We start from the raw sequence: 24,945 nt of genomic DNA on the forward strand, positions 1-24,945 counted from the left end.
CCGGCGCCGGAATTAATTGCAGGTGACGACCAGGTCGCCGTAGTCCTTGGCCGGCATGTTGCCGGTGGGGTTGGCGACCGTGCAGACCTGGGTCTGCTTGGTGACCGGATCGACCGGTTGCGACAGCACCGTCACACCGTACGGCGAACCGTCGCCGACCTTGCTCGGGAAGGTGAAGCCGACCGTGGCGCCGGCGGTGGCCGGCGGCAGCACGCTGACCAGGTCGGCGCCGTTGGCCAGCACCAGGCCCGGGTAGCGCAGGCCGCCGACGTTGCCGCCCAGCGTCCACGGATTGGTCACGCAGCTGAAGCCGATCTGGTACGAGGTGTAGGCGTTGGCCTTGCCGACGTTGGAGGTGCCGACCGGCGTGCACTTGGCGCCGGTGGGCGGGGTGTCGACCTCGATGTCGAATTCCTCGTCGACCGCGGCCAGGCGGGTGAACACGAAGCTGCTGCTGTTGGCCGGGATGGCCAGCTTTTCATTGGTCTTCTTGTTGATCAGGACCAGGTCGGGCTTGGTCAGGCCGCTGATGGTGCCCGACAGGGCCAGGTTGCCGTTGCCGCCGCCGCAGGCGTTCAGCAGGGCGGCGCACGCCAGGGCGAGGCCTGAACGCAGGTACACACTTTTCATAACAATCTCTCTCCAAATCGAATAGGGCCGGGCAACGGGCGGGTGCAGCATCTTACACGCGTTGGCCGGTATTTTAGTGCATTTGGTAACACCGGGGCCGCTAAGCGATGTAACAGCTTGTGACACCCGGGGCCGCGGCGGGGCTCAGCGCACCTGCGCCACCGCGCAACGCGAGCGCTTGCCGTCGAGCTGGCAGCTGTTGCGCACCCGGCCCTGCAGGTCGTGCACCTGCACCAGCCAGCGGTCGGCGTCCTGGCGCTCCATGGTCATGAAGCCGAAGCCGTCGACCCAGGAACTGAACTGCTCGACCCGCGCGCCCGGCGCCGGCGTCACGCCGTCCGGCAGGTGCTCGGGCAGCGGCACGGTGTCCTCGGCGGTGCCGGAAAAGCCGGAGATGAACTGGCTCGGGTGGCCGCCGGCGAAGCTGACCTGCTCCCACAGGTGCACGTGGCCCGACAGCATGGCCTGCACCGAGTCCGGCAGCAGGCCCGGGTTGAGCGAGCCGAAGGCCTGCTGCAGACCGGCGTCGCCCGGCAGCAGCCGCACCGAGCCGTCGGCGCGGCGGTCGGCGCCCATGCCCAGCAGCGGATGGTGGGCGATGCCGATGTTGCGCGGCGCCTGCCGCGCCAATGCGTCCAGCCGGCGGTACAGCGTGCGGTAGGCGTCGTAGCCCGGCTCGCCCGGCTTGAAGCCCTTCCACGTGGTGTTGGCGGTGTCGAGCACCAGCAGCTGGGTGTCCTGGCCGATCGGCACGGCGTAGGGCGCGCTGTAGTTGCCGAGGGCGTCGTCGGCGGCGTTGTTGCAGTCGCGCCCGGCGGCCAGCGGGCGCGGGTCGAGCAGGCGCCAGTAGCCCTGGCCGCCGCGCTGGCAGTTCTCGTGGTTGCCGCGCGCCATGATCCACGGCGCCGCCCGCAGCAGCGCCGCGCCGGGCGCGAAGAAGTCGGCGTTCCAGGCGTCCCAGCCGTAGCCCCACGGGCTGCCGGCGCAACCGGCGTCGCCGTCGGGGCAGGCGTTCTCGCGGTAGTGGTAGTCGCCGACGTGGACCACCAGCTCCGGGCCCCACGCGGCGGCGGCCGCCGCGATGGCGGCGAACGGATAGTCGGCCGCGCGGTTGCAGGCCTGGTAGCTGTTGGAACTCTTTTGCAGGCGGCAGCCGGTGTCGCCGATGACGACGATGCGGCGCGGCGCGGCCACAGGCTGCGGCAGCGCGCGGCCCAGCACGCTGGCCCGGGGATGGCCGCCGGCCGGCAGCGCGGCCTCGCAGGTCAGCAGCGGGAAGGCGGCCGGCTTGGAGTCGGCCGGCGCCGAGGCCGTCGGGCGCAGCGGCAATGTGGCGGCCGGCGCGCGCAGCGTCATCGGCCGCGGCTGGCCGTCGACCACGATGTCGGGGCAGGTCGGGGCGTCGATCAGCACGCGCGCCACGGCGGCGCCGCCTTCGCTCAGCACCACGAAGGAGGTGAAGGCCGGCGGCTGGCCGACGGTGGCGCAGCCGGCCAGCAGGGCGGCCAGCACGGCGGCCGACAGCGCGGCTGATCGGGCGGCCGACAGGGCCGCTGATAGGGCGCCTGCCGGACGCGGCGCTCGGCGGCGGTGGATGGTGGCGAGGGTGGTCGAGGGCACGGGTTCTCCAGCGGGGCAATCCGGTAATTTACCACGCCCTCGCCGGGCGGCAATCGGTGCGACAATATCGCATCTTTCATTTTCGTTTGCCCGCCATGACCCCACGCCGCCCCCACGCCCTGCTGTTCGACCTGGACGACACCCTGTGGCCGATCGGCCCGGTGATCGCGGCGGCGGAAACCAGCTGGCACGCCTGGCTGGCCGAGCACGCGCCCGAGGTGACCCAGCGCTATTCCATCGAGGCGCTGCGCGCGCGCCGCATGGCCCTGCTGGAACAGCGGCCCGAACTGGTGGTCGACCTGTACCGGCTGCGCCGCCTGGCGCTGGAGCAGGCCTTCGCCGAGGCCGGCGCCGACGCCGCCCACATCGAGGGCGCCATGCGCCACTTCCACGTGCAGCGCAACGCCGTCACGCCGTTCGGCGAGGTGCCGGCCGCGCTGGTGGCGCTGCAGGCCATGCTGCGCCTGGGCGTGATCACCAACGGCAACGCCGACCTTGAAGTCATCGGCCTGCACCACCATTTCGACACTGTGCTGGCCTCGTCGCGCTTCGGCCGCGCCAAGCCCGACCCGTCCATCTTCCTGGCCGCCTGCGAGGCGATGGGCGTGGCGCCGCGCGACGCGGTCTACGTCGGCGACGACCTGCGGCTGGACGTGCAGGGCGCGCAGGGCGCCGGCCTGCGGGCGGTGTGGATGAACCGCCGGGGCGCGCAGCACGAAGCGGGCATCGCGCCGGACGCCACCTGCGCCAGTTTTGATGAACTTCTGGCATGGGTTCGTGCGCAAATGCAGCATTGACGCCACGCTGCGGCCCCCGTCCGGCGCGGAGCGTGCATAATAAGCAGAAATATCATCAGTGAATGAACATGCAACTCGATACACGCGCACAAACCTTGCTCAAGGCCCTCGTCGAACGCTACATCGCGGACGGCCAGCCGGTGGGCTCGCGCGCCCTGTCCAAGATCTCCGGACTGGACCTGTCGCCGGCCACCATCCGCAACATCATGGCCGACCTGGAGGAACTGGGCTACGTGGCCAGTCCCCACACCTCGGCCGGCCGCGTGCCGACGCCGCGCGGCTACCGCATCTTCGTCGACACGCTGCTCACCGTGCAGCATCTCGACGAGCAGTCGGTGGAGGGGCGCATGCGGCTGCAGGCGCCGCAGCCGCACAAGATGATCGCCAACGCGGCGCAGATGTTGTCGTCGCTGTCGCAGTTCGCCGGCGTGGTGCTCAGCCCGCGGCGCGAATCGGTGTTCCAGCAGATCGAGTTTTTACGGCTGGGGGAGAAGCGCATCCTGCTGGTGATCGTCGGCCCGACCGGCGACGTGCAGAACCGGCTGCTGCTGACCGATGTCGACTACAGCCCGGCGCAGCTGGTGCAGTCGGCCAACTACATCAACCAGAACTACGGCGGCCTGGCCTTCGACGAGGTGCACCACCGGCTGCAGAGCGAGGTGCGCCAGCTGCGCGACGACATGGGCCGGCTGATGCAGGCGGCGGTGGAGGCCGGCAGCGAGGCGATGGCCGACAGCTCGGACGACATGGTCATCTCGGGCGAGCGCAACCTGCTGTCGGTGAGCGACCTGTCGTCGAACATGACGTCGCTGCGGCAGATGTTCGACATGTTCGAGCAGAAGACCGGGCTGATGCAGCTGCTCGACGTGTCGAGCAAGGCCAGCGGGGTGCAGATCTACATCGGCGGCGAATCGAGCCTGGTGCCGATGGACGAGATGAGCGTGGTGACCGCGCCGTACACGGCCAACGGCAAGATCGTCGGCACCCTGGGCGTGATCGGGCCGACGCGCATGGCCTACGAGCGGGTGATCCCGATTGTGGACATCACGGCCAAGCTGCTATCGAACGCGCTCAGCCATAATTGAGTCAAGGACGGTGCGGGCAGGCGGTCTTGGTGCAGTTGCCGTAGATGGCCAGCGCGTGCTCGGCGATCTTGAAGCCGCGCTCCTTGGCCACCACCTGCTGGCGCGTCTCGATTTCCTCGTCGAAGAATTCCTCCACGCGGCCGCAGTCCAGGCACACCAGATGGTCGTGGTGCGAGCCCTCGTTCAATTCAAAGATGGCCTTGCCGGTCTCGAAGTGGTTGCGGTTGAGCAGGCCGGCCTGTTCGAACTGGGTCAGCACCCGGTACACGGTCGCCAGGCCCACGTCCATATTTTCGGCCAACAGGATCTTGTAGACATCCTCGGCGGTCAGGTGGCGCACTTCGCTGTTCTGGAAGATGTCCAGGATTTTGAGGCGGGGCAGCGTGGCTTTGAGGCCGCTGGCCTTCAGGTCGGTGGGGGTGTTGCTCATGATGGCGGCTCTTTGAGTGGTTGGCGATAGCTAGGCGACAGTTTAACGCACTCCGGCCGCCACCGCACCCTGCGCGCCGCGCGGCGCCGCCGGCGTGAAATTTACAATTGCAATGTTTTACAATTAATCTTTATAAAACAAGGACATACTCGCCGTTTTGCTGGATAATGCGCTCTCCCGGAGTGCCCGCGCAGCCCCATGTCGCACCTTGTGCTTTATGATATAGCGTTTTTCGGCACTTCCGCTCGATCAGATTGAGGACAACCATGCGCGTCACCCAGGCTTTATCGCAGTCTTTGTTGCACCGTTTCACCCGCCGCGCCCCGCTGCTGGCCGGCGCCGTTTGCGTCGCGCTGGCTGTGGGCGGCTGCGCGTCCAACACCACGCTGGGCGAGAAATCGAACGAGGTCAAGGAGACCGGCACCACGCTCGACGCCAGCAAGGGCGCGCAAACCACCACCATCACCAAGCTGCAGAAGTTCATGTGGTTCTTCTCGCCGTACCGTCCGGACATCCAGCAGGGCAACTTCGTCTCCGAGGAGATGCTATCCCAGCTCAAGACCGGCATGACGCGCGAGCAGGTGCGCTTCATCTTCGGCACCGCGCTGCTGGCCGACCCGTTCCACGCCGACCGCTGGGACTACGCGTTCCGCATGGCCAAGGGCAACGGCGAAATCACCACCAGCCGCGTGATCGTGTTCTTCGACAAGGACGGCAAGGTGGCGCGCTGGGAAGGCGGCAACCTGCCGACCGAAAAAGACTACATCGCCCGCATCGCCGGCCCGGCGCCCAAGATCAAGAAGGACCTGAACACGCCGGACGCGCGTCCGGTCGGCAACACCGCGACTATCCCGGCCGGCGCCGACAACTCCGCCGCCTCGCCGGTTGGCGTGACGGTGAGCAACGACAAGAAATAAGCACGAGGACACACGCATGAGCAACCTGAACATCGCCATCGCCGGCGCCGGCGGCCGCATGGGCCGCATCCTGATCGAAGCGGTGCTCGACGCGCCCGACGCCCGCCTGTCCGGCGCGCTGGACCGCGCGGGCTCGGCCAACATCGGCGGCGACGCCGCCGCCTTCCTCGGCAAGCCGGCCGGCGTGCCGGTGGAGTCGGACCTGGCCAAGGGCCTGGCCGGCGCGCAGTACCTGATCGACTTCACCCGCCCCGAGGGCACGCTGGCCCACCTGGCGTATTGCGCCGAGCACGGCATCAAGATGATCATCGGCACCACCGGCTTCGACGAAGCGGGCAAGGCGGCGATTGCCGAAGCGGCCAAGAAGACCGCCATCGTGATGTCGCCCAACTTCAGCGTCGGCGTCAACGTCACGCTCAAGCTGCTGCAGCAGGCGGCCAAGGCGCTGGCGGTCGGCTACGACATCGAAGTGATCGAGGCCCACCACCGTCACAAGGTCGACGCCCCGTCCGGCACCGCGCTGAAGATGGGCGAAGTGCTGGCCGACGCGCTCGGGCGCGACCTCAAGGATTGCGCGGTCTACGCGCGCGAGGGCGTGACCGGCGAGCGCGACCCGTCGTCGATCGGCTTCGCCACCATCCGCGGCGGCGACATCGTCGGCGACCACACCGTGCTGTTCGCCGGCACCGGCGAGCGCATCGAGATCAGCCACAAGTCCAGCAGCCGCGTGACCTACGCGCACGGCTCGCTGCGCGCCTGCCGCTTCCTGGCCGACAAGGCCACCGGCCTGTACGACATGAACGACGTGCTGGCGCTGAACTGATGACGCCCAACCACTTCACCCTGGCCGGCTACTGGGAGCAGGGCGACACCATCAGCCACATCGTGGCGCTGGTGTTGCTGGCGATGTCGCTGGTGAGCTGGTTCTTCATCCTGTCCAAAGCCTACGCCGCGCTGCGCATCCGCCGCAGCGCGCCGGCCGTGCAAGCGTTCTGGGAGGCGCCGTCGATGCAGGATGGCGTGGCCGCGCTGACGCTGGCCGATCCCGAACAAGTCTTCCTGCCGCTGGCGCAGCAAGGCGCGGCGCAGCTCAAGACCGGCGGCCGCGCGTCGCTGGGAGGCGAGATGGGCCATGCCGCGCAGGTCACCCGCGTGCTGCGGGTGGCGATCCAGAATTCCACCAACCGCCTCGAAGGCGGCCTGACCCTGCTGGCGTCGATCGGCGCCACCGCGCCGTTTGTCGGGCTGCTGGGCACGGTGTGGGGCATCTACCACGCGCTGGCCAACGTCTCGGCCAGCGGCACGGTGCAGATCGACAAGGTGGCCGGCCCGGTGGGCGAGGCGCTGATCATGACCGCCATCGGCCTGACGGTGGCCATCCCGGCGGTGCTGGCGTACAACGGCTTCAACCGCGTCAACCGGCTGACCCTGGCCGAACTGGACGCCTTCGCGCACGACCTGCACGCCTACCTGACTAAGGGCGGGGGTCAAGTCTGACATTCGGACACGAGCTCTGCCCTGGCCGTCCCGCTACGGCGGAGGCCGTGTCCGAATGTCAGACTTGACCCCATTATTGGGAGCTAGCATGAGTTTTGGTGCCTTCAACCACCACCGCAATCCGGGGCCGATGGCCGATATCAACGTCACGCCGATGGTCGATGTGATGCTGGTGCTGCTGGTGATCTTCATCCTCAGCGCGCCGATGTTCACCAACGCCGTCAAGCTGGACCTGCCAAAGGCGCAGGCCCAGGCCAATCCGCAGCAGGCGGCCACGGTCACGCTGTCGATCGACGGCGCCGGCAAGATCTTCTGGAATAACGACCCGGTCGAGCTCAGCGTGCTGGAGGCGCGCCTGGTCGACGCGGCCAAACTGGAGCCGCAGCCGGAGCTGCAGCTGCGCGCCGACAAGGACACCCGCTACGAAGTGGTGGCGCAGGTGATGGCCGCCGCGCAGTCGCATGGTTTAACGAAACTAGGGTTCGTCACCGACCCGAGGAAAGAGAAAAAATAATGGCAACCGCAGAATTGAACGGCGCGGCGATCACCGATTTCGCCAGCTTCCACGCCGCGTGCAAGGCCGCGCTGGGCTTCCCCGATACCTACGGCAACACCATGGACGCCTGGGTCGATTGCCTGAGCTACCTGCGCGACGAGGACGGCATGAGCAAGTTCCGCCTGAAGCCGAACGAGGTGCTGGACATCGTCATCACCAACGCCGAGGCCATGAAGGCCGCCGTGCCCGACATCCTGGAAGAGGTGGCCTACTGCGTGGCCGGCATCAACGAGCGCTACGAAGACTACGGCGAGAAGCCGGCCCTGAAGCTTACGCTGCGCTGACCACGCCGGCCGGCACCGCGTTCGGGATCTGCGACTTGGCGCCGGTCTCGCCCGGGGCCAGCGTCAGCACCTCGAAGCCGGTCTCGGTCACCAGCACCATGTGCTCCCATTGCGCCGACAGCGATTTGTCGCGCGTCTCGACGGTCCAGCCGTCGTTCAATTCCTTGGTCGCCGCCTTGCCGGCATTGATCATCGGCTCGATCGTGAACAGCATGCCCGCCTTGAGCACCACGCCCTGGCCCGGACGGCCGTAGTGCGCCACCTGCGGCTCGTCGTGGTAGACCATGCCGATGCCGTGGCCGCAGTAATCCAGCACCACGCTGTAGCCGGCCTTCTCGGCCACGGTCTGGATCGCGAAGCCGACGTCGCCCAGCGTGGCGCGCGGCTTGACCGCGCGGATGCCGGCCCACATCGCCGCGTAGGTGGTCTCGACCAGCTTGCGGGTGGCCTTGGACGGCTCGCCGACGTAGTACATGCGGCTGGTGTCGCCGTGCCAGCCATCCTTGATGACGGCGACGTCGAGGTTGATGATGTCGCCGTCCTTGAGGATGTGGTCGTCCTTCGGAATGCCGTGGCACACCACGTGGTTGACCGAGCTGCACACGGTGGCCGGGAAGCCGCCGTAGCCCACGTTGGCCGGGATCGCCTGCTGCACGTTGACGATGTAGTCGTTGCACAGCTTGTCGAGGTAGCCGGTGCTGACGCCGGCCTTGACGTGCGGCGTGATCATGGTCAGCACGTCGGCCGCCAGCTGGGCGGCGACGCGCGCCTGGACGATTTGCTCGGACGACTTGATCAGATTGGCGTTACGGCGGGACATGGTGCGACCTCTTTCATTTTCGGAGGCGCGTATACTGCCACATCCGCTAGCGTACCGCTGCCAAATCGAAATGAGGGTTGTCGATCAGGCAAAGCAGATTGCCGAACGGATCGGCCAATTCCACCGTCTTGATGTTCTCGCCCACGTCCTGGATCGCCCCGTGCACGGTGGCGCCCAGGGCGACGATGCGGTCCACCTCGGCGGCGATGTCGTCCACGCCCCAGTAGACCATGCTGCCGGTCTGGCCGGGCTTGCCGTCCGGGATCAGGCCCAGCTCGAAGCCGCCGACGTTGAAGCCGACGTAGAACGGCTGGTCGAAATAGGGCGCGGTATCGAACACCTTGCTGTACCAGGTCTTGGCGGCCGCCAGGTCGGCCACCGGATAGGCCACGGTGCGTAATCCCTTGATCATGCTTGTCTCCACTGAGATGTTGAAAACGCCATCTTGGCACATCGGCAGCGGGCGCGATTGTAAAAATGGAAGCTAGGCGCCCAGCAGGAAGCGCTCCGGCGCGCTGCCGGCGAATTCCTGGAAATCGTGGATCAGGTGCGACTGGTCGAAATAGCCGCAGTCCAGCGCCAGTCGCGCCCAGTCCGGCGACGGCGCAGCCTTGAGCGCGGCGGCGGCCCGGCGGAAGCGGCTGATGCGCGCATACAGCTTGGGCGAGAGTCCGACCCGCGCACGGAACAGCGTCGCCAGGTACTGGCGCGACACGCCCAGCTGCGCCGCCAGTTGTTCGATGCGCAGAGTGCCGCCGCTGGCGTCCAACGCGGCCAGGGCGTGGTGGATCAAACGCTCGCCCGCGTCGCCGGGCTCGCCGATGTCTCGCGCGGCCGCCGTGCGCGCCGTGGTCGCGTCGCCGGCATCGCGCAGCCGCCGCAGCAGTTGATGTTCGATCAAGGCGATGCGTTCGCGGTCGGACAGCTCGCAGGTCCACAAGGCGTCGGCCAGCCGCTTGGCATCGCTGCGCCCCCAGAGCTGGTCGATATCGGCTCGCTGGTCGGTCAGCGCGTGCAGCGGCGCGGCCAGGAAGGCGCCAGCCGCGCCGGGCTTGAAGCGCACCGCCACCGTGCGCAGCGGCCCGCCGCTGGCGACCAGGATGGCGCTGCTCATCATGCCGACCGCGAAGCCTGGCTGGCCGCCGTCCTGCCAAAGAATATCGACACAATTATCCGGCAGCACCCGGTGCGTGTGCGCGCCGCCGGGCGCGCGGGCGGCCCACATGCACTCGACGTGCGCGGCCAGCGCCGGATGGGGAGGATATTCGCGGTAGTACATCCGCGCAGTATGCCATGCGCCGGTCCCTGGCCGGCTCGCCTCAAGCCTGCTTAGAATGACTCGGGATCGTCGATATCGCCATACGGCCGCTCGTCCTCGTCCACCAGGAAGCCCGTCTTGGCCCATGCTCTTTGAATCATTTCCGAGGTCTTGCTGGCCTGCCTCATCTGCAACTCCATCATTCTTCTTGCGCGTTGAAAGCTCTCCTGGCGCGTAATGAGCTCAGAGACGCCAATCCTGACTTTCATGATTTTCTCCCTTGGTATCCAGCCCTGCGTTCAGAAAAACTGGCGCCTGTTCTATTGGCTCAACTAACCAAGCCTCAAGGATTTGGCAGATTGCCAGTTCTTCCTGCGTGAGACAGTGGACTTGGGAAAAAAGTTCCTCCGCCTCCTTGCGGTCGATGACAAAATGATGAGAAGGATAAGTGCTCGCCAAACGTTCAAGCGCCCCGCTCTTAAGCGAGTTGCACACATCGTTTAGCCGTTTTCCGTATTCCGCGACAATGCGTATTGCTCGCTGTATCTCGCCGATTCGCAGCGGATCCATCTGCGAATAAAGCGGCGCGGCGATGCCTTGCGTCACTCTTGCGGCAAGCTTGCCGGCGAGTTTGGTCGAGAGGCGGCCATGCTTGCGGATGCCGAGCAGGTTCTTGATGAACGCCTCGCGGGTATGGAACTCCACCGCATTGAGCGCCTGCATCACGTCTTGTACCGAACCCATTTCATGCAATTCCGATGGCTTCATGATTTGCAGATCCAGCGGCCCGAGTTCGCCAAGGTCGCCCATTGCCAGCTCATGCGCGCCGATGGCGATCAGCGTCCCGGCGCTTTTGCAATAGGAGGGAATCGCCAGCCGGATGTGCTCGTAGTGCTGCTGCAGGCACCTGCCGATGCGAAAGCCCGCGTCCGAGTCGCCGCCCATGGTGCAGAGAAAGACCGTGCATCCGGCATGCTGTTTGCCGCCGGCGATCAGCCTGGACAGCTCGCGGTGCAGTTTGCGGGAAATGCTGGCGCTGACCAGCAGGAAGTCGCACCCGGGATGGGCGCGGCGCAACGCTTCAATGGCGGCGGGGAGATCGGCGGACATGGCAGGCTCAGGAGTGGCTTTTTTGACAATCGCAACCCCGCTATTTAGCCCCAGCCGCGCGCCGCCGTACTGTCCCGCCTCAATCGAACGCCGCCACGCCGAGCCCGGCCGCTCATACCGCGCCCTGAACCGGTATAATGTCCGGTTCATATACACTTATTGGCCGCACACCATCATGCAAGATAAATATAGTCCCGCTGACGTAGAAAAAGCCGCTCAATCGCACTGGAAAGCCATCGACGCCTACAAGGCCGTCGAACACGACCCGCGTTTCCCGAAAGGGAAGTATTACGCCTGTTCGATGCTGCCTTATCCATCGGGCAAGCTGCACATGGGCCACGTCCGCAACTATACGATCAACGATGTGATGTACCGCTACCTGCGCATGAACGGCTACAACGTGCTCATGCCGATGGGCTGGGACGCGTTCGGCATGCCGGCAGAAAACGCGGCGATGGCCAACAACGTGCCGCCGGCGCAGTGGACCTACTCCAACATCGCCCACATGCGCGAGCAGATGGAGTCGATGGGCCTGGCGATCGACTGGTCGCGTGAAATGACCGCGTGCAAGCCGGAATACTACAAGTGGAACCAGTGGATGTTCCTGAAGATGCTGGAAAAAGGCATCATCTACAAGAAGACCGGCACCGTGAACTGGGACCCGATCGACCAGACCGTGCTGGCCAACGAGCAGGTGGTCGATGGTAAGGGCTGGCGTTCCGGCGCGCCGATCGAAAAGCGCGAGATCCCGATGTACTACGCCCGCATCACCGACTACGCCGACGAGCTGCTGGCCTATGTCGACGACAAGCTGCCGGGCTGGCCCGAGCGCGTGCGCACCATGCAGACCAACTGGATCGGCAAGTCGACCGGCGTGCGCTTTGCCTTCCCGCACCAGATCAAGGGCGCTGACGGCCAGCTGATCCAGGACGGCAAGATGTACGTCTTCACCACCCGTCCGGACACCGTGATGGGCGTGACCTTCTGCGCCGTGGCGGCCGAGCATCCGCTGGCGATCCACGCCGCGCAGACCAATCCTGAACTGGCCGCGTTCAACGCCGAGTGCAAGCTGGGTTCCGTGATCGAAGCCGACATGGCGACGATGGAGAAGAAGGGCATGCCGACCGGCCTGTTCGTCACCCATCCGCTGACCGGCGAGCAGGTCGAGGTCTGGGTCGGCAACTACGTGCTGATCACCTACGGCGACGGCGCCGTCATGGGCGTGCCCGCGCACGACGAGCGCGATTTCGCCTTCGCCAAAAAATACAATCTGCCGATCAAGCAGGTCATCCAGGCCGAGGGCAAGGAGTTCTCCACCGACGCCTGGCAGGAATGGTACGGCGACAAGGACATCTCCATCGTCACCAACTCCGGCAAGTACGACGGCCTGCGCTACGCCGAAGCCGTCGATGCGGTGGCCGCCGACATGGCAGCCAAGGGCCTGGGCGAGAAGAAGATCACCTTCCGTCTGCGCGACTGGGGCATCTCGCGCCAGCGCTACTGGGGCACGCCGATCCCGATGATCCACTGCGGCGATTGCGGCGTGGTGCCGGTGCCGGAGAAGGACCTGCCGGTGGTGCTGCCGGAAGACTGCGTACCCGATGGTACCGGCAATCCGCTGAACAAATACGAGGCCTTCCTCAAGTGCGACTGCCCGCAGTGCGGCAAGCCCGCGCGCCGCGAGACCGACACGATGGACACCTTCGTCGATTCGTCGTGGTACTACATGCGCTATACCTCGCCGGGTTCGGACAAGGCCATGGTCGACGAGCGCAATGACTACTGGATGCCGATGGACCAGTACATCGGCGGCATCGAGCACGCCGTCATGCACCTGCTGTACGCGCGCTTCTGGACCAAGATCATGCGCGACTTCGGCCTGGTCAAGTTCGACGAGCCGTTCGTCAACCTGCTCACGCAGGGCATGGTGCTCAACGAGACCTACTACCGCGAAGACGCCGCCGGCAAGAAGACCTGGTTCAACCCGGCCGACGTCGACCTGACCTTGGACGACAAGGGCCGCCCGCAAGGCGCGGTCTCGAAGGCCGACGGCCAGCCGGTGAACATCGGCGGCACCGAGAAGATGTCGAAGTCGAAGAACAACGGCATCGACCCGGCCGCGCAGATCGAGCAATACGGCGCCGACACCGCGCGCCTGTTCACGATGTTCGCCTCGCCGCCGGAACAGACGCTGGAATGGTCGGGCAGCGGCGTCGAAGGCGCCAACCGCTTCCTGCGCCGCGTATGGGGCTTCGGCTACGCGCAGCGCGACGCCATCGCCGCCGCCGGCGCGCCGCTGACCGCCACCGCGACCACCGACGCTGGTAAAACCCTGCGCCGCGAACTGCACAAGGTGCTGCAGCAGGCGGACTACGACATCAAGCGCATCCAGTACAACACCGTGGTGTCGGCCTGCATGAAGATGCTCAACACGCTGGAATCGGCCAAGGACGCGGATGCCGCGTCGCTGTCCGAAGGCTATTCGATCTTCCTGCGCCTGCTGAACCCAGTGGCCCCGCACATCACCCACGTGCTGTGGGAGGAACTGGGCTACGCCAAGGCGCACGGCGACATCCTCAACGTGCAGTGGCCGCAGGTCGACCCGGCCGCGCTGGAGCAATCCGAGATCGAGATGATGATCCAGGTGAACGGCAAGCTGCGTGGCAGCGTGGTCGTGGCCAAGACCGCCGACAAGGCGAGCATCGAGGCGGCGGCGCTGGCCAACGAGGCGGTGCAGAAGTTCATCGAAGGCACGCCGAAGAAGGTCATCGTGGTGCCGGGCAAATTGATCAACATCGTGGTTTAACTGGGTTCAAACATGCTGACTACTTCCGAGTTGTTCCGGCGCGGCCGGCTGGCCGCCGCGGTGCTGGCCGTGGCGCTGACCGTGTCGGCCTGCGGCTTCCATCTGCGCGGCGACGGCGGCCACTACACGCTGCCGTTCCCGACGATGTATGTCGGACTGCCGGAAGCGTCGCCGCTGGCCATCGATTTGAAGCGCAACATCCGCGCCAACGGCGGCACCACCGTCGTCAACGCGGCCAAGGATGCGGACGGCGTGATCGAGGTGCTGTCCGACCCCGAGAAGACCCGCACCAAATCCATTTTGACGCTGAACCGCAATGGCCGCGTGAGCCAGTACCTGCTGTCGTATAACATCGTGTTCCGCGTCTTGGACAAGCAGGGCAAGGAGCTGCTGGGACGTACGCAGATCCTGCTGACCCGCCCCATCGACTTCAACGAAACCCAGTTGCTGGCGAAGGAGCAGGAAGAAGCGCTGCTGTACAAGGACATGCAGACGGACCTGGTGCAGCAGATGATGCGCCGTATCGCGGCCATCAAGCCGCAGCAGGTGTCGCTGCCGCCGCCGGCGTCGCCGACGCCGTCCGTGCCCGCCGTGCCTATCCAGTAAGGGCGCGCGATGCAATTGCGGTTAGAAGCGCTGGACGGCCATTTGACGAAATCGTTGTCCCAGCTGTACGTGATCACCAGCGACGAGCATCTGCTGGCGCTGGAGGCCGCGGACAAGATCCGCAAGGCGGCGCGCGCGCAAGGCTATTCCGAGCGCGACGTGCTGACCGTGGAACGCAGCTTCAAGTGGGGCGAGCTGCTGGCGTCCAACCAGGCGCTGTCGCTGTTCGGCGACAAGAAGCTGATCGAGCTACGCATCCCGACCGGCAAGCCGGGCAAGGATGGCGGCGCGGCGCTGCAGAATTATGTGAAGGATTTAAGTCCGGACAATCTGACCCTGATCACGCTGCCCAAGCTGGATTGGCAGACGCAGAAGGCGGCGTGGGTCGCCAGCCTGCAGCAGGCGGCGGTGTATATCGACATCGCGCAGATTGAACGGGCGCAGTTACCCAATTGGATAGGCCAGCGCCTTGCCGCACAAGGGCAAAGCGCGGATAGACAGAGCATCGATTTCATCGCCGATCGCGTTGAAGGCAACCTGCTTGCGGCCCATCAGGAGATACAGAAGTTGGCCCTGCTGCACGAACCGGGCAAGCTGACCTACGAGCAGGTGCACGAAGCGGTGCTGAACGTGGCGCGTTACGACGTGTTCAAGCTCAGTGAAGCGATGCTGTCGGGCGATCCGGCGCGTCTGGTGCGGATGCTGGAAGGCTTGAAGGGCGAGGGCGAGGCGCTGCCGCTGGTGCTGTGGGCCGTGTCGGAGGAAATCCGCACGCTGCTCAAGCTGAAGGCGGGCATGGCGCAGGGCCGTCCTCTGGGTGCGCTGCTCAAGGAGTATCGCATCTGGGGACCGAAGGAACGCATGATGGAGCCGGCGCTGCGCCGCATCTCGCTGCCTGTACTGGAAGTGGCGATGAAGGACGCGGCGCAGGTCGACAAGATGATCAAGGGCTTGCGCGCCAAAGCGCACGCCGGCGACGCGTGGGACGCGATGCTGCAACTGGCGTTGAAAGTCGCACGCGGCGGATAGGAAAGCTACCGATGGATATCAAGCACTACATGGAACAACTGGGCCAGCAAGCGCGCAAGGCATCGCGCGCCATGGCCCGCGCCGACAGCGCCACCCGCAACCGCGCGCTGACGCTGATCGCCGACGCGATCGAGCGCGACGCCGCCCAGCTGCGCGCCGCCAATCAGCTCGACATGGACGCGGCGGCCGCCAACGGCCTGGCCCCGGCCATGCTGGACCGCCTGGCACTGTCCGACAAGGCCATCGCGACGATGGTGGAAGGCCTGCGCCAGATCGTCGCGCTGCCCGATCCGATCGGCGAAATCTCTGGCCTGAAGTTCCGCCCGACCGGCATCCAGGTCGGCCAGATGCGCGTGCCGCTGGGCGTGATCGGCATCATCTACGAATCCCGTCCCAACGTGACGGTGGACGCGGCGGGCCTGTGCATCAAGAGCGGCAACGCCACCATCCTGCGCGGCGGCTCGGAAGCGATCCACTGCAACCGCGCGCTGGCCAAGCTGGTCAAGGAAGGCCTGCTGGGCGCCGGCCTGCCGGAGGACGGCGTGCAAGTGGTCGACACCACCGACCGCGCCGCCGTCGGTGCGCTGATCACCATGCCGCAGTACGTGGACGTGATCGTGCCGCGCGGCGGCAAGGGCCTGATCGCGCGCCTGATGGCCGAGGCGACGGTGCCGATGATTAAACACCTGGACGGCATCTGCCACGTCTACATCGACGCCAAGGCCGACATGAAGAAGGCATTGGACATCGCGTTCAACGCCAAGTGCCACCGCTACGGCACCTGCAACACCATGGAGACGCTGCTGGTGGCGCGCGCCATCGCGCCCGCCGTGCTGCCGGAACTGGCCAGGCTGTACGCGACCAAGCAGGTCGAGCTGCGCGCCGATCCCGAGGCGATGGCGATCCTGTCCGCCGCCGGCTATCCGCACCTGGTGGCCGCCGTCGAGGAAGACTGGTCGACCGAATACCTGGCCGCGATCCTGTCGGTGAAGATCGTCGCCGGCATCGACGAGGCGATGGAGCACATCAACCACTACTCGTCCAAGCACACCGAGGCCATCGTCACGGAGGATTACACGGACGCGATGCGCTTCCTGCGCGAAGTCGATTCGGCGTCGGTGATGATCAACGCCTCGACGCGCTTTGCCGACGGTTTCGAGTACGGCCTGGGCGCGGAGATCGGCATCTCCAACGACAAGCTGCACGCGCGCGGCCCGGTTGGGCTGGAAGGTTTGACTTCGCTGAAGTACGTCGTGTTCGGTCACGGCGAAATCCGTCAATAAGGAGACGTATGCTCTGGATTAAAGCGCTGCACATTTTCTTCGTGATCGCCTGGATGGCGGGCGTGTTCTACCTGCCGCGCATCTTCGTCAACCTGGCGATGGAGACCGACAAGGCCTCGACCGCGCGCCTGCTGCTCATGGCGCGCAAGCTGTATCGTTTTTCGATGTGGCTGTCGGTGTTCGCGGTGGTGTTCGGCGCGATCCTGGTGTGGATGCAGTACGGCGCGCAGATGCCACACTGGCTGCACGCCAAGCTGTTCTTCGTGGTGCTGGTGATCGGTTATCACCACGCCTGTGGCCCCATCCTCAAGAAGTTCGAGAAGGGCGTCAACACGCGCAGCCACAAGTGGTTCCGCGTGTTTAATGAGCTGCCGGTGTTTATGCTGCTGGCGATAGTGCTGCTGGTTGTGGTCAAACCCTTCTGATCGGAGTGTCATGAGTAAAGTCTGCCAGTATTTTTTCGCCGCCCATTCGCCGTGGACGTATCTGGGCCATGAGCGCTTTGTCGCCATGGCGCGCCAGCACGGCGTGCAAATCGAAGTGCGGCCGGTCGACCTGGGCAAGGTGTTCGGTGTGTCCGGCGGCCTGCCGCTGGCCAAGCGCGCCCCGCAGCGCCAGGCCTACCGCCTGGTCGAACTGACGCGCTGGTCGGATTTCCTCGGCATTCCGCTCAACGTGCAGCCGAAGTTTTTCCCGGTGTCGCCGGAGCTGGCCAACCGCATGCTGATCGCCGCGCGCCTGACACATGGCGTGGACGTGGCGTTGTCGCTGTCGCTGGCGGTGATGCGCGGGCTGTGGGCCGAGGATAAGAATATCGGCGACGAGGAAACGCTGGCGCAGATCGCCGGCAGCCTTGGCCTCGATGGCAAAGCGTTGATCAAGTCGGCGGAGACGGCCAGCGTGCAGGCCGAGTACGACCGCAATACGGAAGACGCAACGGCGGCCAGCGTGTTCGGCTCGCCGTGGTATGTGTTGGATGGAGAGAGTTTCTGGGGCCAGGACCGCCTGGACTTCCTGGAACGGGCAATGCAGAAGTAAATCGCGCCGCGCCACTCGGGCGGCGCGCAATTTTTTTAACGGACAAAAGGTACACCTATGGCATCCTATTTTTGCCCATGCCCGCGCGGCATGGAAGCGGCGCTGGCCGAAGAACTGGGCGAGATCGCCCAACTGAGCACTACCCTCAAGGTGCACAACCAGGTCCCGGGCGGCGTGCACTGCTCCGGTGAGCTGCTCGATTCCTACCGCATCAACCTGCACTCGCGCATCGCCTCGCGCGTGCTGATGCGTATGGCCGTCACCGGCTACCAGAACGAGAACGACATCTACGACCTGGTGCTGGCGCAGCCGTGGGAAGACTGGTTCACCTACGACCACACCATCCGCGTCGACGTCACCGCCGTGAAGTCCCCGCTGAAAAGCCTGGAGTTCACCACGCTGAAAATCAAGGACGCGATCTGCGACCGCTTCCGCGACCAGTTCAACAAGCGTCCTTCGGTCAACACCAAGGAACCGGACATGCGTATCGTCGGCTTCCTCGACGCGCGCCAGTTCATCATCTACCTCGACACCTCCGGCGAGGCGCTGTTCAAGCGCGGCTGGCGCGAGGAGACGGGCGACGCGCCGCTGCGCGAGAACCTGGCCGCCGGCCTGCTGCGCGTGTCGGGCTGGAAGCCGGGCATGCCGCTGTTCGACCCGATGTGCGGCTCCGGCACCATCCTGTGCGAAGCGGCGCAGATGGTGCAGGGCATCCCGCCGGGCGCGCGCCGCCGCTTTGCCTTCGAAGCCTTCAACGACTTCGATCCGGCGCCGTGGAACGAGATGAAAAATTCGATCAAGGCCAATCCGCTGCCGGAATCGCCGACCATCTTCGGCTCCGACATCTCGGGCGACATGGTGGCGATGACGCGCCATAACCTCAAGTGCGCCGGCATCATGTTCGACGTGCCGCTCAAGCAGATCGAGGCGCAGGAGGTGAAGGCGCCGACCGAGCAGCCGGGCATCCTGCTGACCAATCCTCCGTACGGCGAGCGTATCGGCGTGCGCGGCGACAGCTCGCTGCCGGAGGACGAACTGGCGACCAGCTTCTATTCGGCGCTGTCGACCACCCTCAAGCAGCGCTTCGCCGGCTGGACGGTGTTCCTGTTCACGGCGGACCTGGGCCTGCCCAAGCTGCTGCGCCTGAAGGAATCGCGCAAGACGCCGTTCTTCAACGGCGCGCTGGAATGCCGTTTGTTCCGCTTCGATATGGTGGCCGGTTTCAACCGCCGCGAAGCGGCCAAGCCGAAAGAAGTCTAAGTAGTACGCGCCGCGCTTTCCGGCGCGGCGCCCCAGCCGGAAAGCACCGCATGTTCACCACACCTCCCGTCAATCTTCCCCCCGATCCCGTCGCGGAGGCGCCCGAGCCGCCGCACATGAAAGTCCTCGGCGCCGGCGCGCTGGCCGCCGTGCTGGCGGCCCTGTCGATGCTGGGGCCTTTCTCCATCGACGCCTACCTGCCGGCCTTCCCCAACATCCAGGCCACGCTGAACGCGACGCCGATCGAGGTCCAGCAAAGCCTGACGTTCTACATGCTGTCTTTCGCCGCCATGGTGTTGTGGCACGGCGCGCTGTCGGACGCCTTCGGCCGCCGCAACGTGATCCTGGTGTCGCTGGCGATGTTCGCGGTCGGCACGCTGGGCTGCGCCGCCGCGCACACCGTGCACTACCTGTGGGTGTTCCGCATCCTGCAGGGCGTGTCGTCCGGCGCCGGCGTGGTGGTGGGGCGCGCCATCATCCGCGACCTGTACGAGGACGCCGCCGCCGCGCGCCTGCTGTCGATGGTGACGATGATCTTCTCGATCGCGCCGGCCATCGCGCCGATCCTGGGCGGCTGGGTGGTCACGCTGTTCGACTGGCGGGCGATCTTCCTGGCGCTGCTGGCCTACAGCGTGCTGCTGTTCATCTACTGCTACCGCAAGCTGCCGGAGACGCTGCCGAAAGAGAAGCGCCATCCCTTCAATCCGCGCTTCCTGCTGCGGAACTACACCGAGATCCTGCGCTCGCCGCTGTTCCACCTCAAGTCCGGCGTGGTGGCGCTCAATTTCGCCGGCCTGTTCCTGTACATCTCGTCGGCGCCGGTGTTCCTGCCGCAGCACCTGGGGCTGGGCGCCTCGCAGTTCGGCTGGCTGTTCATTCCATCGGTGAGCGGGATTTTCCTCGGCGCGCTGGCGGCCAACCGGATCGCCGGCAAGATGGCGTTTTCGCGACAGATAGCCATCGGTTTTTGTTTCCTGGTGGTCGCGTCGACATTTAACGTTTGCTACCACCTGTTGCAGCCGCCCGCTCTGCCGTGGTCGGTGGCGCCGATCTTCTTCTACACCTTCGGCATGTCGGTGGTAGCGCCGGCGGCCACCCTGCTGGCGTTGGACCTGTTTCCGCACATCCGCGGCACGGTGGCGTCCTGCCAATCGTTCGCCACCACCCTGCTCGGCGCGGTGGTGGCGGGGGTGATCGCACCCTTCCTATCACACTCCGCGCTATGGTTAGCCGCCGGACAGATGGCATTTAGTGCCTCTGCTCTCGTTTTGTGGTTGACGTCGCGCTATTACCGGAGCATGCTTCTACGCCATCCGGGTCGGTAATTATTTACGGCAGGAAATTGACTTAGTTTAGAAAGAAATCTTACTTGCTGTTAAGTTACTACAAGACTTTATGTTAGTATAACTTTTCGGCAGCAATTATTGCCCTTGATTATTGCTCCCGATTCTTGCACAACGACCGGCCCAAACAACGCTTGATACGATGCATCAACCTGACCATGATATTCGCAATCGCCTGCTGATTGCCCGTCTGCCGGCAATGCCGCAGATACTCATTAAGTTGATTGAGCACTTGCAGGCCGACGACGCCGGCATGCCGGAGCTGGCCGCGCTGATCGCCAAGGATGCGGCGATGACCAGCAAGATCCTCACCGTCGCCAACAGCTCGGCCTACCACCGCAACGCGCGCGTGGTCGGCCTGGAGCAGTCGCTGGTGTCGCTGGGCACCGACATGATCAAGACGCTGGTCATCAGCGAATCCGTGTTCCAGACCTTCAACAGCTTCCCGCATTCGAGCAGCACCGACTTGCGCGGTTTCTGGAAAGGTTCCCTGACCACCGCCGTCATCGCCCGCGACATCGCCAAGCGCATGGAATACCCGCACGCCGAGGAAGCCTACCTGGCCGGCCTGCTGCACAACGTCGGCCGCCTGGCGCTGCTGGCCACCGCGCCCAAGGAATACGCCTTCAACTTCATGGCGCGCGACGACGAGGACCTGTGCGCGGTCGAGCAGCGCACGCTGCAGATCACCCACTCGGAGGCGGGCGCCTGGCTGATCGAACGCTGGCACCTCGATTCCTTCCTGGCCGACAGCGTGCTGTATCACCACGAGCCGATCGCGCGCCTGGAGTCGGCCCATCCCTTGATCCGCATGGTGCGCCTGGCGCACCTGCTGTGCTTCCACGAGGACCAGCAGCAGGCCATCGAGGAAGCCGGCCACCTGTGCAGCCTCGATGCCGAGGCGCTGGAGCAGGTCGTCAACAACGCCGCGCGGCAGGTGGAGAAGTCGGCCGCCTACCTGGGCATCGACCTGGCCGGCGCCGACGACGTGCCGACGCCGTCCGCCTACGCGCCGCCGCCGGTCGATCCGGTGCAGCAGCGGCTGTCCGAGGAAGTGCGCAACATGGTGCTGGTGTCCGAGATGGGCCAGACCTTCGCGCGCCAGCAGGGCGAGTCCGGCCTGCTGGAGGCGATGACGCGCTCGGCGCGCATCCTGTTCGATTTTGAAAACGCCGTGGTGCTGCTGGAGAATCCGACCGGCCACGCGCTGCACGGCGCCGCCGCCGGCGAGCATCAGCAGCGGCTGGCCGAACTGGTCATCCCGCTCACCAAGGGCGGCGTGGTGGCCGACGCGGCGCTGGAGCGCAAGCTGGCCTTCGTCAGCCGCGACGGCAATCCGCAGCAGGCCCTGAGCGTGGCCGAGGAACAGCTGTTCCGCCTCCTCGGCAGCGAGGCCATGGTGTGCGTGCCGCTGGTGGCCAACCAGCGCTGCCTGGGCGTGTTGATCGGCGGCGCGCCGGCGTGGCAGGTGGCCGGCTTCCAGAAGCGCGAGCGCTTCCTGCAATCGTTCGGCACCCAGGCCGCCGCCGCGCTGGAAACGGCGATCAGCGAGCGTGGCCACACCAAGCGCCAGATCGCCCACGTGGCGGAAGAATATCGCGAAGCCTCGCGCCGCGTGGTGCACGAGGTGAACAACCCGCTGTCGATCATCAAGAACTACCTGTCGGTCCTGGACGGCAAGCTGGCCAAGCGCGAACCGGTGGTGGGCGAGATGTCCATCCTGAACGAGGAGATCGACCGCGTCGGACAACTGATCAACGGCCTGGCCGACCTGCAGCCGACCGAGAGCTCGCGCGTGACCGACGTCGCCCGCGTGGTGGACGACGTGCTGCGCCTGTTCCGCGCCACCGACTTCGTGCCGGCCTCGGTGCAGATCGTGGTGCGTATGCAGGAGGAGCCGGCCGAAATCGACGGCGACGCCGACCTGCTCAAGCAGATACTGGTCAACCTGATCAAGAACGCCGTGGAGGCACTGGCCGACGGCGGCAAGATCGAGATTTCGAACCGCGGTCACGTCAACCGCGAACGCAAGCTTTACCTGGAACTGGTGGTCAGCGACACCGGCCCTGGCCTCTCGGCCGAGGTGCTGGCCAATCTGTTCTCCGCAGTGCGCAGCACCAAGGAAGGCGCGCACCATGGCCTGGGCCTGTCCATCGTCCACAGCCTGGTGAAAAAAATGCAGGGACTGATCACCTGCCGTTCCGGTAAAACGGGTACCACCTTTGAAATCCTGCTGCCAGCTCGCGGCAGCACCAGTCAAGTCGCCGGCGTGCAAACGCGGGTGATGGATTCAGTTTAAGGCCATGATGAACCTGAACCCAGCCAGCCTAACCGCTGCTACGGACGACCACGCCCCCGTCGCCCTTCCCGACAACTGCCCGCGCATCCTGCTCGTAGACGACGAGCCGCGCCTGCTGTCATCCCTGTACGAACTGCTGCGCGACCGCGACTACCACCTGGTCACCGCGACCTGCGGCAGCGAAGCGCTGGCGCAGCTGACCCGGTTGAAGTTCGACCTGATCCTGCTCGACCTGCGCCTGCCCGACATGAGCGGCCACGAGATCATGGACTTCATCAACGCCAAGGAGATCGACGGCGACGTCATCGTCATGAGCGGCGATGTCGGCATCGAGGCGGCCATCGGCGCCCTGAAGCGCGGCGCCTACGACTACCTGCGCAAGCCCTACAGCCGCGAGGAGCTGCTCAAGACGGTGGAGAACGCGCTGCAGAAGCGCCGCCTGGCCATCGACAACGAGCGCATCGCCTCCAAGCTGGAGAACTCCGAGAAGATGTACCGCTACCTGGTGGACAGCTCGCCGGACATCATCTACACCCTGAACCACGAGGGCAAGTTCACCTTCGTGAACGACCGCGTGCAGCAGCTGCTGGGCTTCACCCGCGAAGAGCTGATCGGCCGCCACTACTCGGTGCTGGTGCACGACGAGGACCAGGAGCGCGCGCGCTACGCCTTCAACGAGCGCCGCGTCGATGAACGCGCCTCGCGCAACGTCGAGCTGCGCCTGAAGTGCAACACCGGCAGCGGCATCGAGCGCACCTTCAACAACACGCTGATGACGATTTCGCTCAACGCGATCGGCATGCACATCCCGGACCACGAGGTGAAGAAGCACGAGTTCTTCGGCACCTACGGCGTGGCGCGCGACATCACCGACCGCAAACGCGCCGAGGAAGTGATCTCCTACCAGGCCTACCACGACATCCTGACCGACCTGCCGAACCGCATGCTGTTCAAGGACCGCCTGGGACTGGCCGTGATCCAGGCCAAGCGCAAGCTGACCGAGTTGGCGGTGATGTTCATCGACCTCGATCGCTTCAAGCTGGTCAACGACACGCTGGGCCACGTCAAGGGCGACGAGCTGCTGCAGCAGGTGGCGACGCGCCTCAAAGACTGTTTGCGCCGCGGCGACACGCTGGCGCGCCAGGGCGGCGACGAGTTCACCATCGTGCTGCCGGAGCTGCGCGACCGCCAGGACGCCAAGTCCATCGCCGACAAATTCCTCGAAAGCCTGCACAAGCCGTTCGACCTCGATGGCCACGAGGTGCACATCTCGGCCTCGATCGGCATCGCCATCTATCCTGGCGACGGCGAGACCATCGACGAGCTGCTGCGCCACGCGGACATCGCCATGTACCAGGTCAAGGCGCTGGGCAAGAATGGCCACAGCTTCTATCACAACTCGATGCTGGATGTGTCGCACCAGAAGATCGCGCTGGAGCAGAGCCTGCGCAAGGCGCTGGAGCTGAACGAACTGGAAATGTACTACCAGCCGCAGGTCGACGTGGCCACCGGCCGCATCATCGGCGCCGAGGGCCTGATGCGCTGGAACCATCCGCAGCGCGGGCTGCTGTCGGCCGGCGAGTTCCTGCCGTTCGCCGAAGACAATGGCCTGATGCTGCCGATCTCCGACTGGATGCTGGGCGCGCTGTGCCGCGACCTGCTGCAGTGGAACGCGGCCGGCGGCGAGTCTATCCGCCTGTCGCTGAACCTGTCGCCGCAATACCTGGACCGTGGCGACTTCTTCGAGAAGATGCGCGGCGCGTTGACGCGCTACGGCATTTCGCCGGCGCAGATCGAGGTCGAGATCACCGAGAACATCTGCATCCGCAATCCGCAGTACGCGATCGAGCAGCTCAACAAGTTGTGCCAGCTGGGCGTGTCGGTGGCGATCGACGATTTCGGCACCGGCTATTCGTCGCTGTCGTACCTGCACCGCTTCCCCATCCACACGATCAAGATCGACCAGTCCTTCGTCAAGGAGATCCACGACGAGAATGGCCACTACCCGGTGATCCTGGCGATCATCTCCATCGCGCGCGGGCTTGGCCTGCACCTGGTGGCGGAGGGCGTGGAGACCGAGGTGCAGGCGCGCTACCTGCAGGCCAACGGCTGCACCACGATGCAGGGCTACCTGTACCACCGCCCGATTTCGCTGACCAGTTTCATGGACGTGCTGCAGGAGCAGGGCCGCCTGACCGCCATGCCTTCGGCGCACGCGCTGCACGCCGTCACCAACGTAGACCCCCAACCGGCGATGATCGCGATCCAAGCTTGAAC

At 65.5% G+C, this 24,945-nt stretch carries 24 protein-coding genes; 17 read left to right on the forward strand and 7 right to left on the reverse strand.

All coding sequences use genetic code 11. The annotated features are described in order from the left end of the window. Positions 1-12: 12 nt before the first annotated feature. Both HUX88_RS00005 and HUX88_RS00010 read right to left on the reverse strand, forming a co-directional pair. Positions 13-630, reverse strand: coding sequence for a hypothetical protein (locus HUX88_RS00005; protein ID WP_176360402.1), 618 nt, complete (start codon positions 628-630; stop codon positions 13-15). Positions 631-774: 144 nt separating this feature from the next. Continuing rightward, a complete protein-coding gene (locus tag HUX88_RS00010) occupies positions 775-2,250 on the reverse strand; it encodes a metallophosphoesterase (protein WP_373886731.1) in 1,476 nt (491 codons plus the stop codon). Between the two features lie 95 nt (positions 2,251-2,345). Between HUX88_RS00010 and HUX88_RS00015 the strand changes: the two genes are divergently transcribed. Both HUX88_RS00015 and hrcA read left to right on the forward strand, forming a co-directional pair. Further along, on the forward strand, positions 2,346-3,047 hold the full coding sequence (locus HUX88_RS00015) for an HAD family hydrolase (RefSeq protein WP_176360403.1): 702 nt from the start codon (positions 2,346-2,348) through the stop codon (positions 3,045-3,047). Between the two features lie 68 nt (positions 3,048-3,115). Beyond that, positions 3,116-4,132 carry a heat-inducible transcriptional repressor HrcA gene (hrcA, locus tag HUX88_RS00020; protein WP_176360404.1) on the forward strand — a complete coding sequence of 339 codons (1,017 nt, stop codon included), beginning with the start codon at positions 3,116-3,118 and terminating at the stop codon, positions 4,130-4,132. A gap of 1 nt (position 4,133) precedes the next feature. Here hrcA and fur read toward each other — a convergent pair whose 3' ends face one another. Beyond that, positions 4,134-4,562 carry a ferric iron uptake transcriptional regulator gene (gene fur, locus HUX88_RS00025; protein WP_161092504.1) on the reverse strand — a complete coding sequence of 143 codons (429 nt, stop codon included), beginning with the start codon at positions 4,560-4,562 and terminating at the stop codon, positions 4,134-4,136. A gap of 266 nt (positions 4,563-4,828) precedes the next feature. Between fur and HUX88_RS00030 the strand changes: the two genes are divergently transcribed. The 5 genes from HUX88_RS00030 (at position 4,829) to HUX88_RS00050 (ending at position 7,816) form a co-directional block, all read left to right on the forward strand. Then, entirely contained in the window at positions 4,829-5,479 is a 651-nt protein-coding gene (locus HUX88_RS00030) for an outer membrane protein assembly factor BamE (protein WP_176360405.1), read from the forward strand. A 16-nt stretch (positions 5,480-5,495) separates the two neighbouring features. Next, complete coding sequence (gene dapB / locus HUX88_RS00035) at positions 5,496-6,302, forward strand: 4-hydroxy-tetrahydrodipicolinate reductase (protein WP_176360406.1); 807 nt, start codon at positions 5,496-5,498, stop codon at positions 6,300-6,302. Further along, the gene (locus tag HUX88_RS00040) at positions 6,302-6,976 is read left to right on the forward strand and encodes a MotA/TolQ/ExbB proton channel family protein (RefSeq protein ID WP_117014119.1); all 675 of its coding nucleotides are present in this window, start codon (positions 6,302-6,304) and stop codon (positions 6,974-6,976) included. The genes dapB and HUX88_RS00040 overlap by 1 nt, the downstream gene beginning before the upstream one ends. 88 nt (positions 6,977-7,064) lie before the next feature. Next, complete coding sequence (locus tag HUX88_RS00045) at positions 7,065-7,490, forward strand: biopolymer transporter ExbD (RefSeq protein WP_161086798.1); 426 nt, start codon at positions 7,065-7,067, stop codon at positions 7,488-7,490. Then, complete coding sequence (locus HUX88_RS00050) at positions 7,490-7,816, forward strand: barstar family protein (protein WP_176360407.1); 327 nt, start codon at positions 7,490-7,492, stop codon at positions 7,814-7,816. The genes HUX88_RS00045 and HUX88_RS00050 overlap by 1 nt, the downstream gene beginning before the upstream one ends. Here HUX88_RS00050 and map read toward each other — a convergent pair. The 4 genes from map to HUX88_RS00075 all read right to left on the reverse strand — a co-directional run bounded on the left by map (position 7,803) and on the right by HUX88_RS00075 (position 11,004). Continuing rightward, positions 7,803-8,636, reverse strand: coding sequence for a type I methionyl aminopeptidase (gene map / locus HUX88_RS00055; protein ID WP_176360408.1), 834 nt, complete (start codon positions 8,634-8,636; stop codon positions 7,803-7,805). The genes HUX88_RS00050 and map overlap by 14 nt on opposite strands. Before the next feature lie 46 nt (positions 8,637-8,682). Continuing rightward, positions 8,683-9,048 (reverse strand): VOC family protein, encoded by a 366-nt coding sequence (locus HUX88_RS00060; protein ID WP_176360409.1) that lies wholly within the window; start codon positions 9,046-9,048, stop codon positions 8,683-8,685. A 72-nt stretch (positions 9,049-9,120) separates the two neighbouring features. Then, the gene (locus HUX88_RS00065) at positions 9,121-9,915 is read right to left on the reverse strand and encodes an AraC family transcriptional regulator (protein ID WP_176360410.1); all 795 of its coding nucleotides are present in this window, start codon (positions 9,913-9,915) and stop codon (positions 9,121-9,123) included. A gap of 222 nt (positions 9,916-10,137) precedes the next feature. Next, positions 10,138-11,004 (reverse strand): hypothetical protein, encoded by an 867-nt coding sequence (locus HUX88_RS00075; protein ID WP_176360412.1) that lies wholly within the window; start codon positions 11,002-11,004, stop codon positions 10,138-10,140. 175 nt (positions 11,005-11,179) lie between these two features. On the opposite strand from HUX88_RS00075, the gene leuS reads away from it, so the two are divergent. From leuS to HUX88_RS00125, 10 genes are all read left to right on the forward strand, one after another. Beyond that, on the forward strand, positions 11,180-13,810 hold the full coding sequence (gene leuS / locus HUX88_RS00080; RefSeq protein ID WP_176360413.1) for a leucine--tRNA ligase: 2,631 nt from the start codon (positions 11,180-11,182) through the stop codon (positions 13,808-13,810). Between the two features lie 12 nt (positions 13,811-13,822). Beyond that, positions 13,823-14,416 (forward strand): LPS assembly lipoprotein LptE, encoded by a 594-nt coding sequence (lptE, locus tag HUX88_RS00085; protein ID WP_117014112.1) that lies wholly within the window; start codon positions 13,823-13,825, stop codon positions 14,414-14,416. 9 nt (positions 14,417-14,425) lie between these two features. Next, positions 14,426-15,445, forward strand: coding sequence for a DNA polymerase III subunit delta (holA, locus tag HUX88_RS00090; RefSeq protein ID WP_176360414.1), 1,020 nt, complete (start codon positions 14,426-14,428; stop codon positions 15,443-15,445). An 11-nt stretch (positions 15,446-15,456) separates the two neighbouring features. Continuing rightward, the gene (locus HUX88_RS00095) at positions 15,457-16,728 is read left to right on the forward strand and encodes a glutamate-5-semialdehyde dehydrogenase (protein WP_176360415.1); all 1,272 of its coding nucleotides are present in this window, start codon (positions 15,457-15,459) and stop codon (positions 16,726-16,728) included. Positions 16,729-16,736: 8 nt separating this feature from the next. Beyond that, complete coding sequence (locus HUX88_RS00100) at positions 16,737-17,153, forward strand: CopD family protein (RefSeq protein WP_176360416.1); 417 nt, start codon at positions 16,737-16,739, stop codon at positions 17,151-17,153. Between the two features lie 10 nt (positions 17,154-17,163). Next, positions 17,164-17,766 (forward strand): 2-hydroxychromene-2-carboxylate isomerase, encoded by a 603-nt coding sequence (locus HUX88_RS00105; protein ID WP_117014109.1) that lies wholly within the window; start codon positions 17,164-17,166, stop codon positions 17,764-17,766. 57 nt (positions 17,767-17,823) lie between these two features. Further along, complete coding sequence (locus HUX88_RS00110; RefSeq protein ID WP_373886732.1) at positions 17,824-19,026, forward strand: class I SAM-dependent RNA methyltransferase; 1,203 nt, start codon at positions 17,824-17,826, stop codon at positions 19,024-19,026. Between the two features lie 50 nt (positions 19,027-19,076). Continuing rightward, positions 19,077-20,351 carry a multidrug effflux MFS transporter gene (locus HUX88_RS00115; RefSeq protein WP_176360417.1) on the forward strand — a complete coding sequence of 425 codons (1,275 nt, stop codon included), beginning with the start codon at positions 19,077-19,079 and terminating at the stop codon, positions 20,349-20,351. Between the two features lie 217 nt (positions 20,352-20,568). Then, positions 20,569-22,668, forward strand: a complete 2,100-nt coding sequence (locus HUX88_RS00120) for an HDOD domain-containing protein (RefSeq protein ID WP_117014106.1) — start codon at positions 20,569-20,571, stop codon at positions 22,666-22,668. Between the two features lie 4 nt (positions 22,669-22,672). After that, positions 22,673-24,943: a putative bifunctional diguanylate cyclase/phosphodiesterase gene (locus HUX88_RS00125; protein ID WP_373886632.1), complete on the forward strand. Its 2,271-nt coding sequence runs from the start codon at positions 22,673-22,675 to the stop codon at positions 24,941-24,943. Positions 24,944-24,945 lie beyond the last annotated feature (2 nt).

Origin of the sequence: Duganella sp. BJB1802 (genome assembly GCF_013369445.1) — a bacterium.
Lineage (GTDB): Bacteria > Pseudomonadota > Gammaproteobacteria > Burkholderiales > Burkholderiaceae_D > Rugamonas > Rugamonas vulcania_A.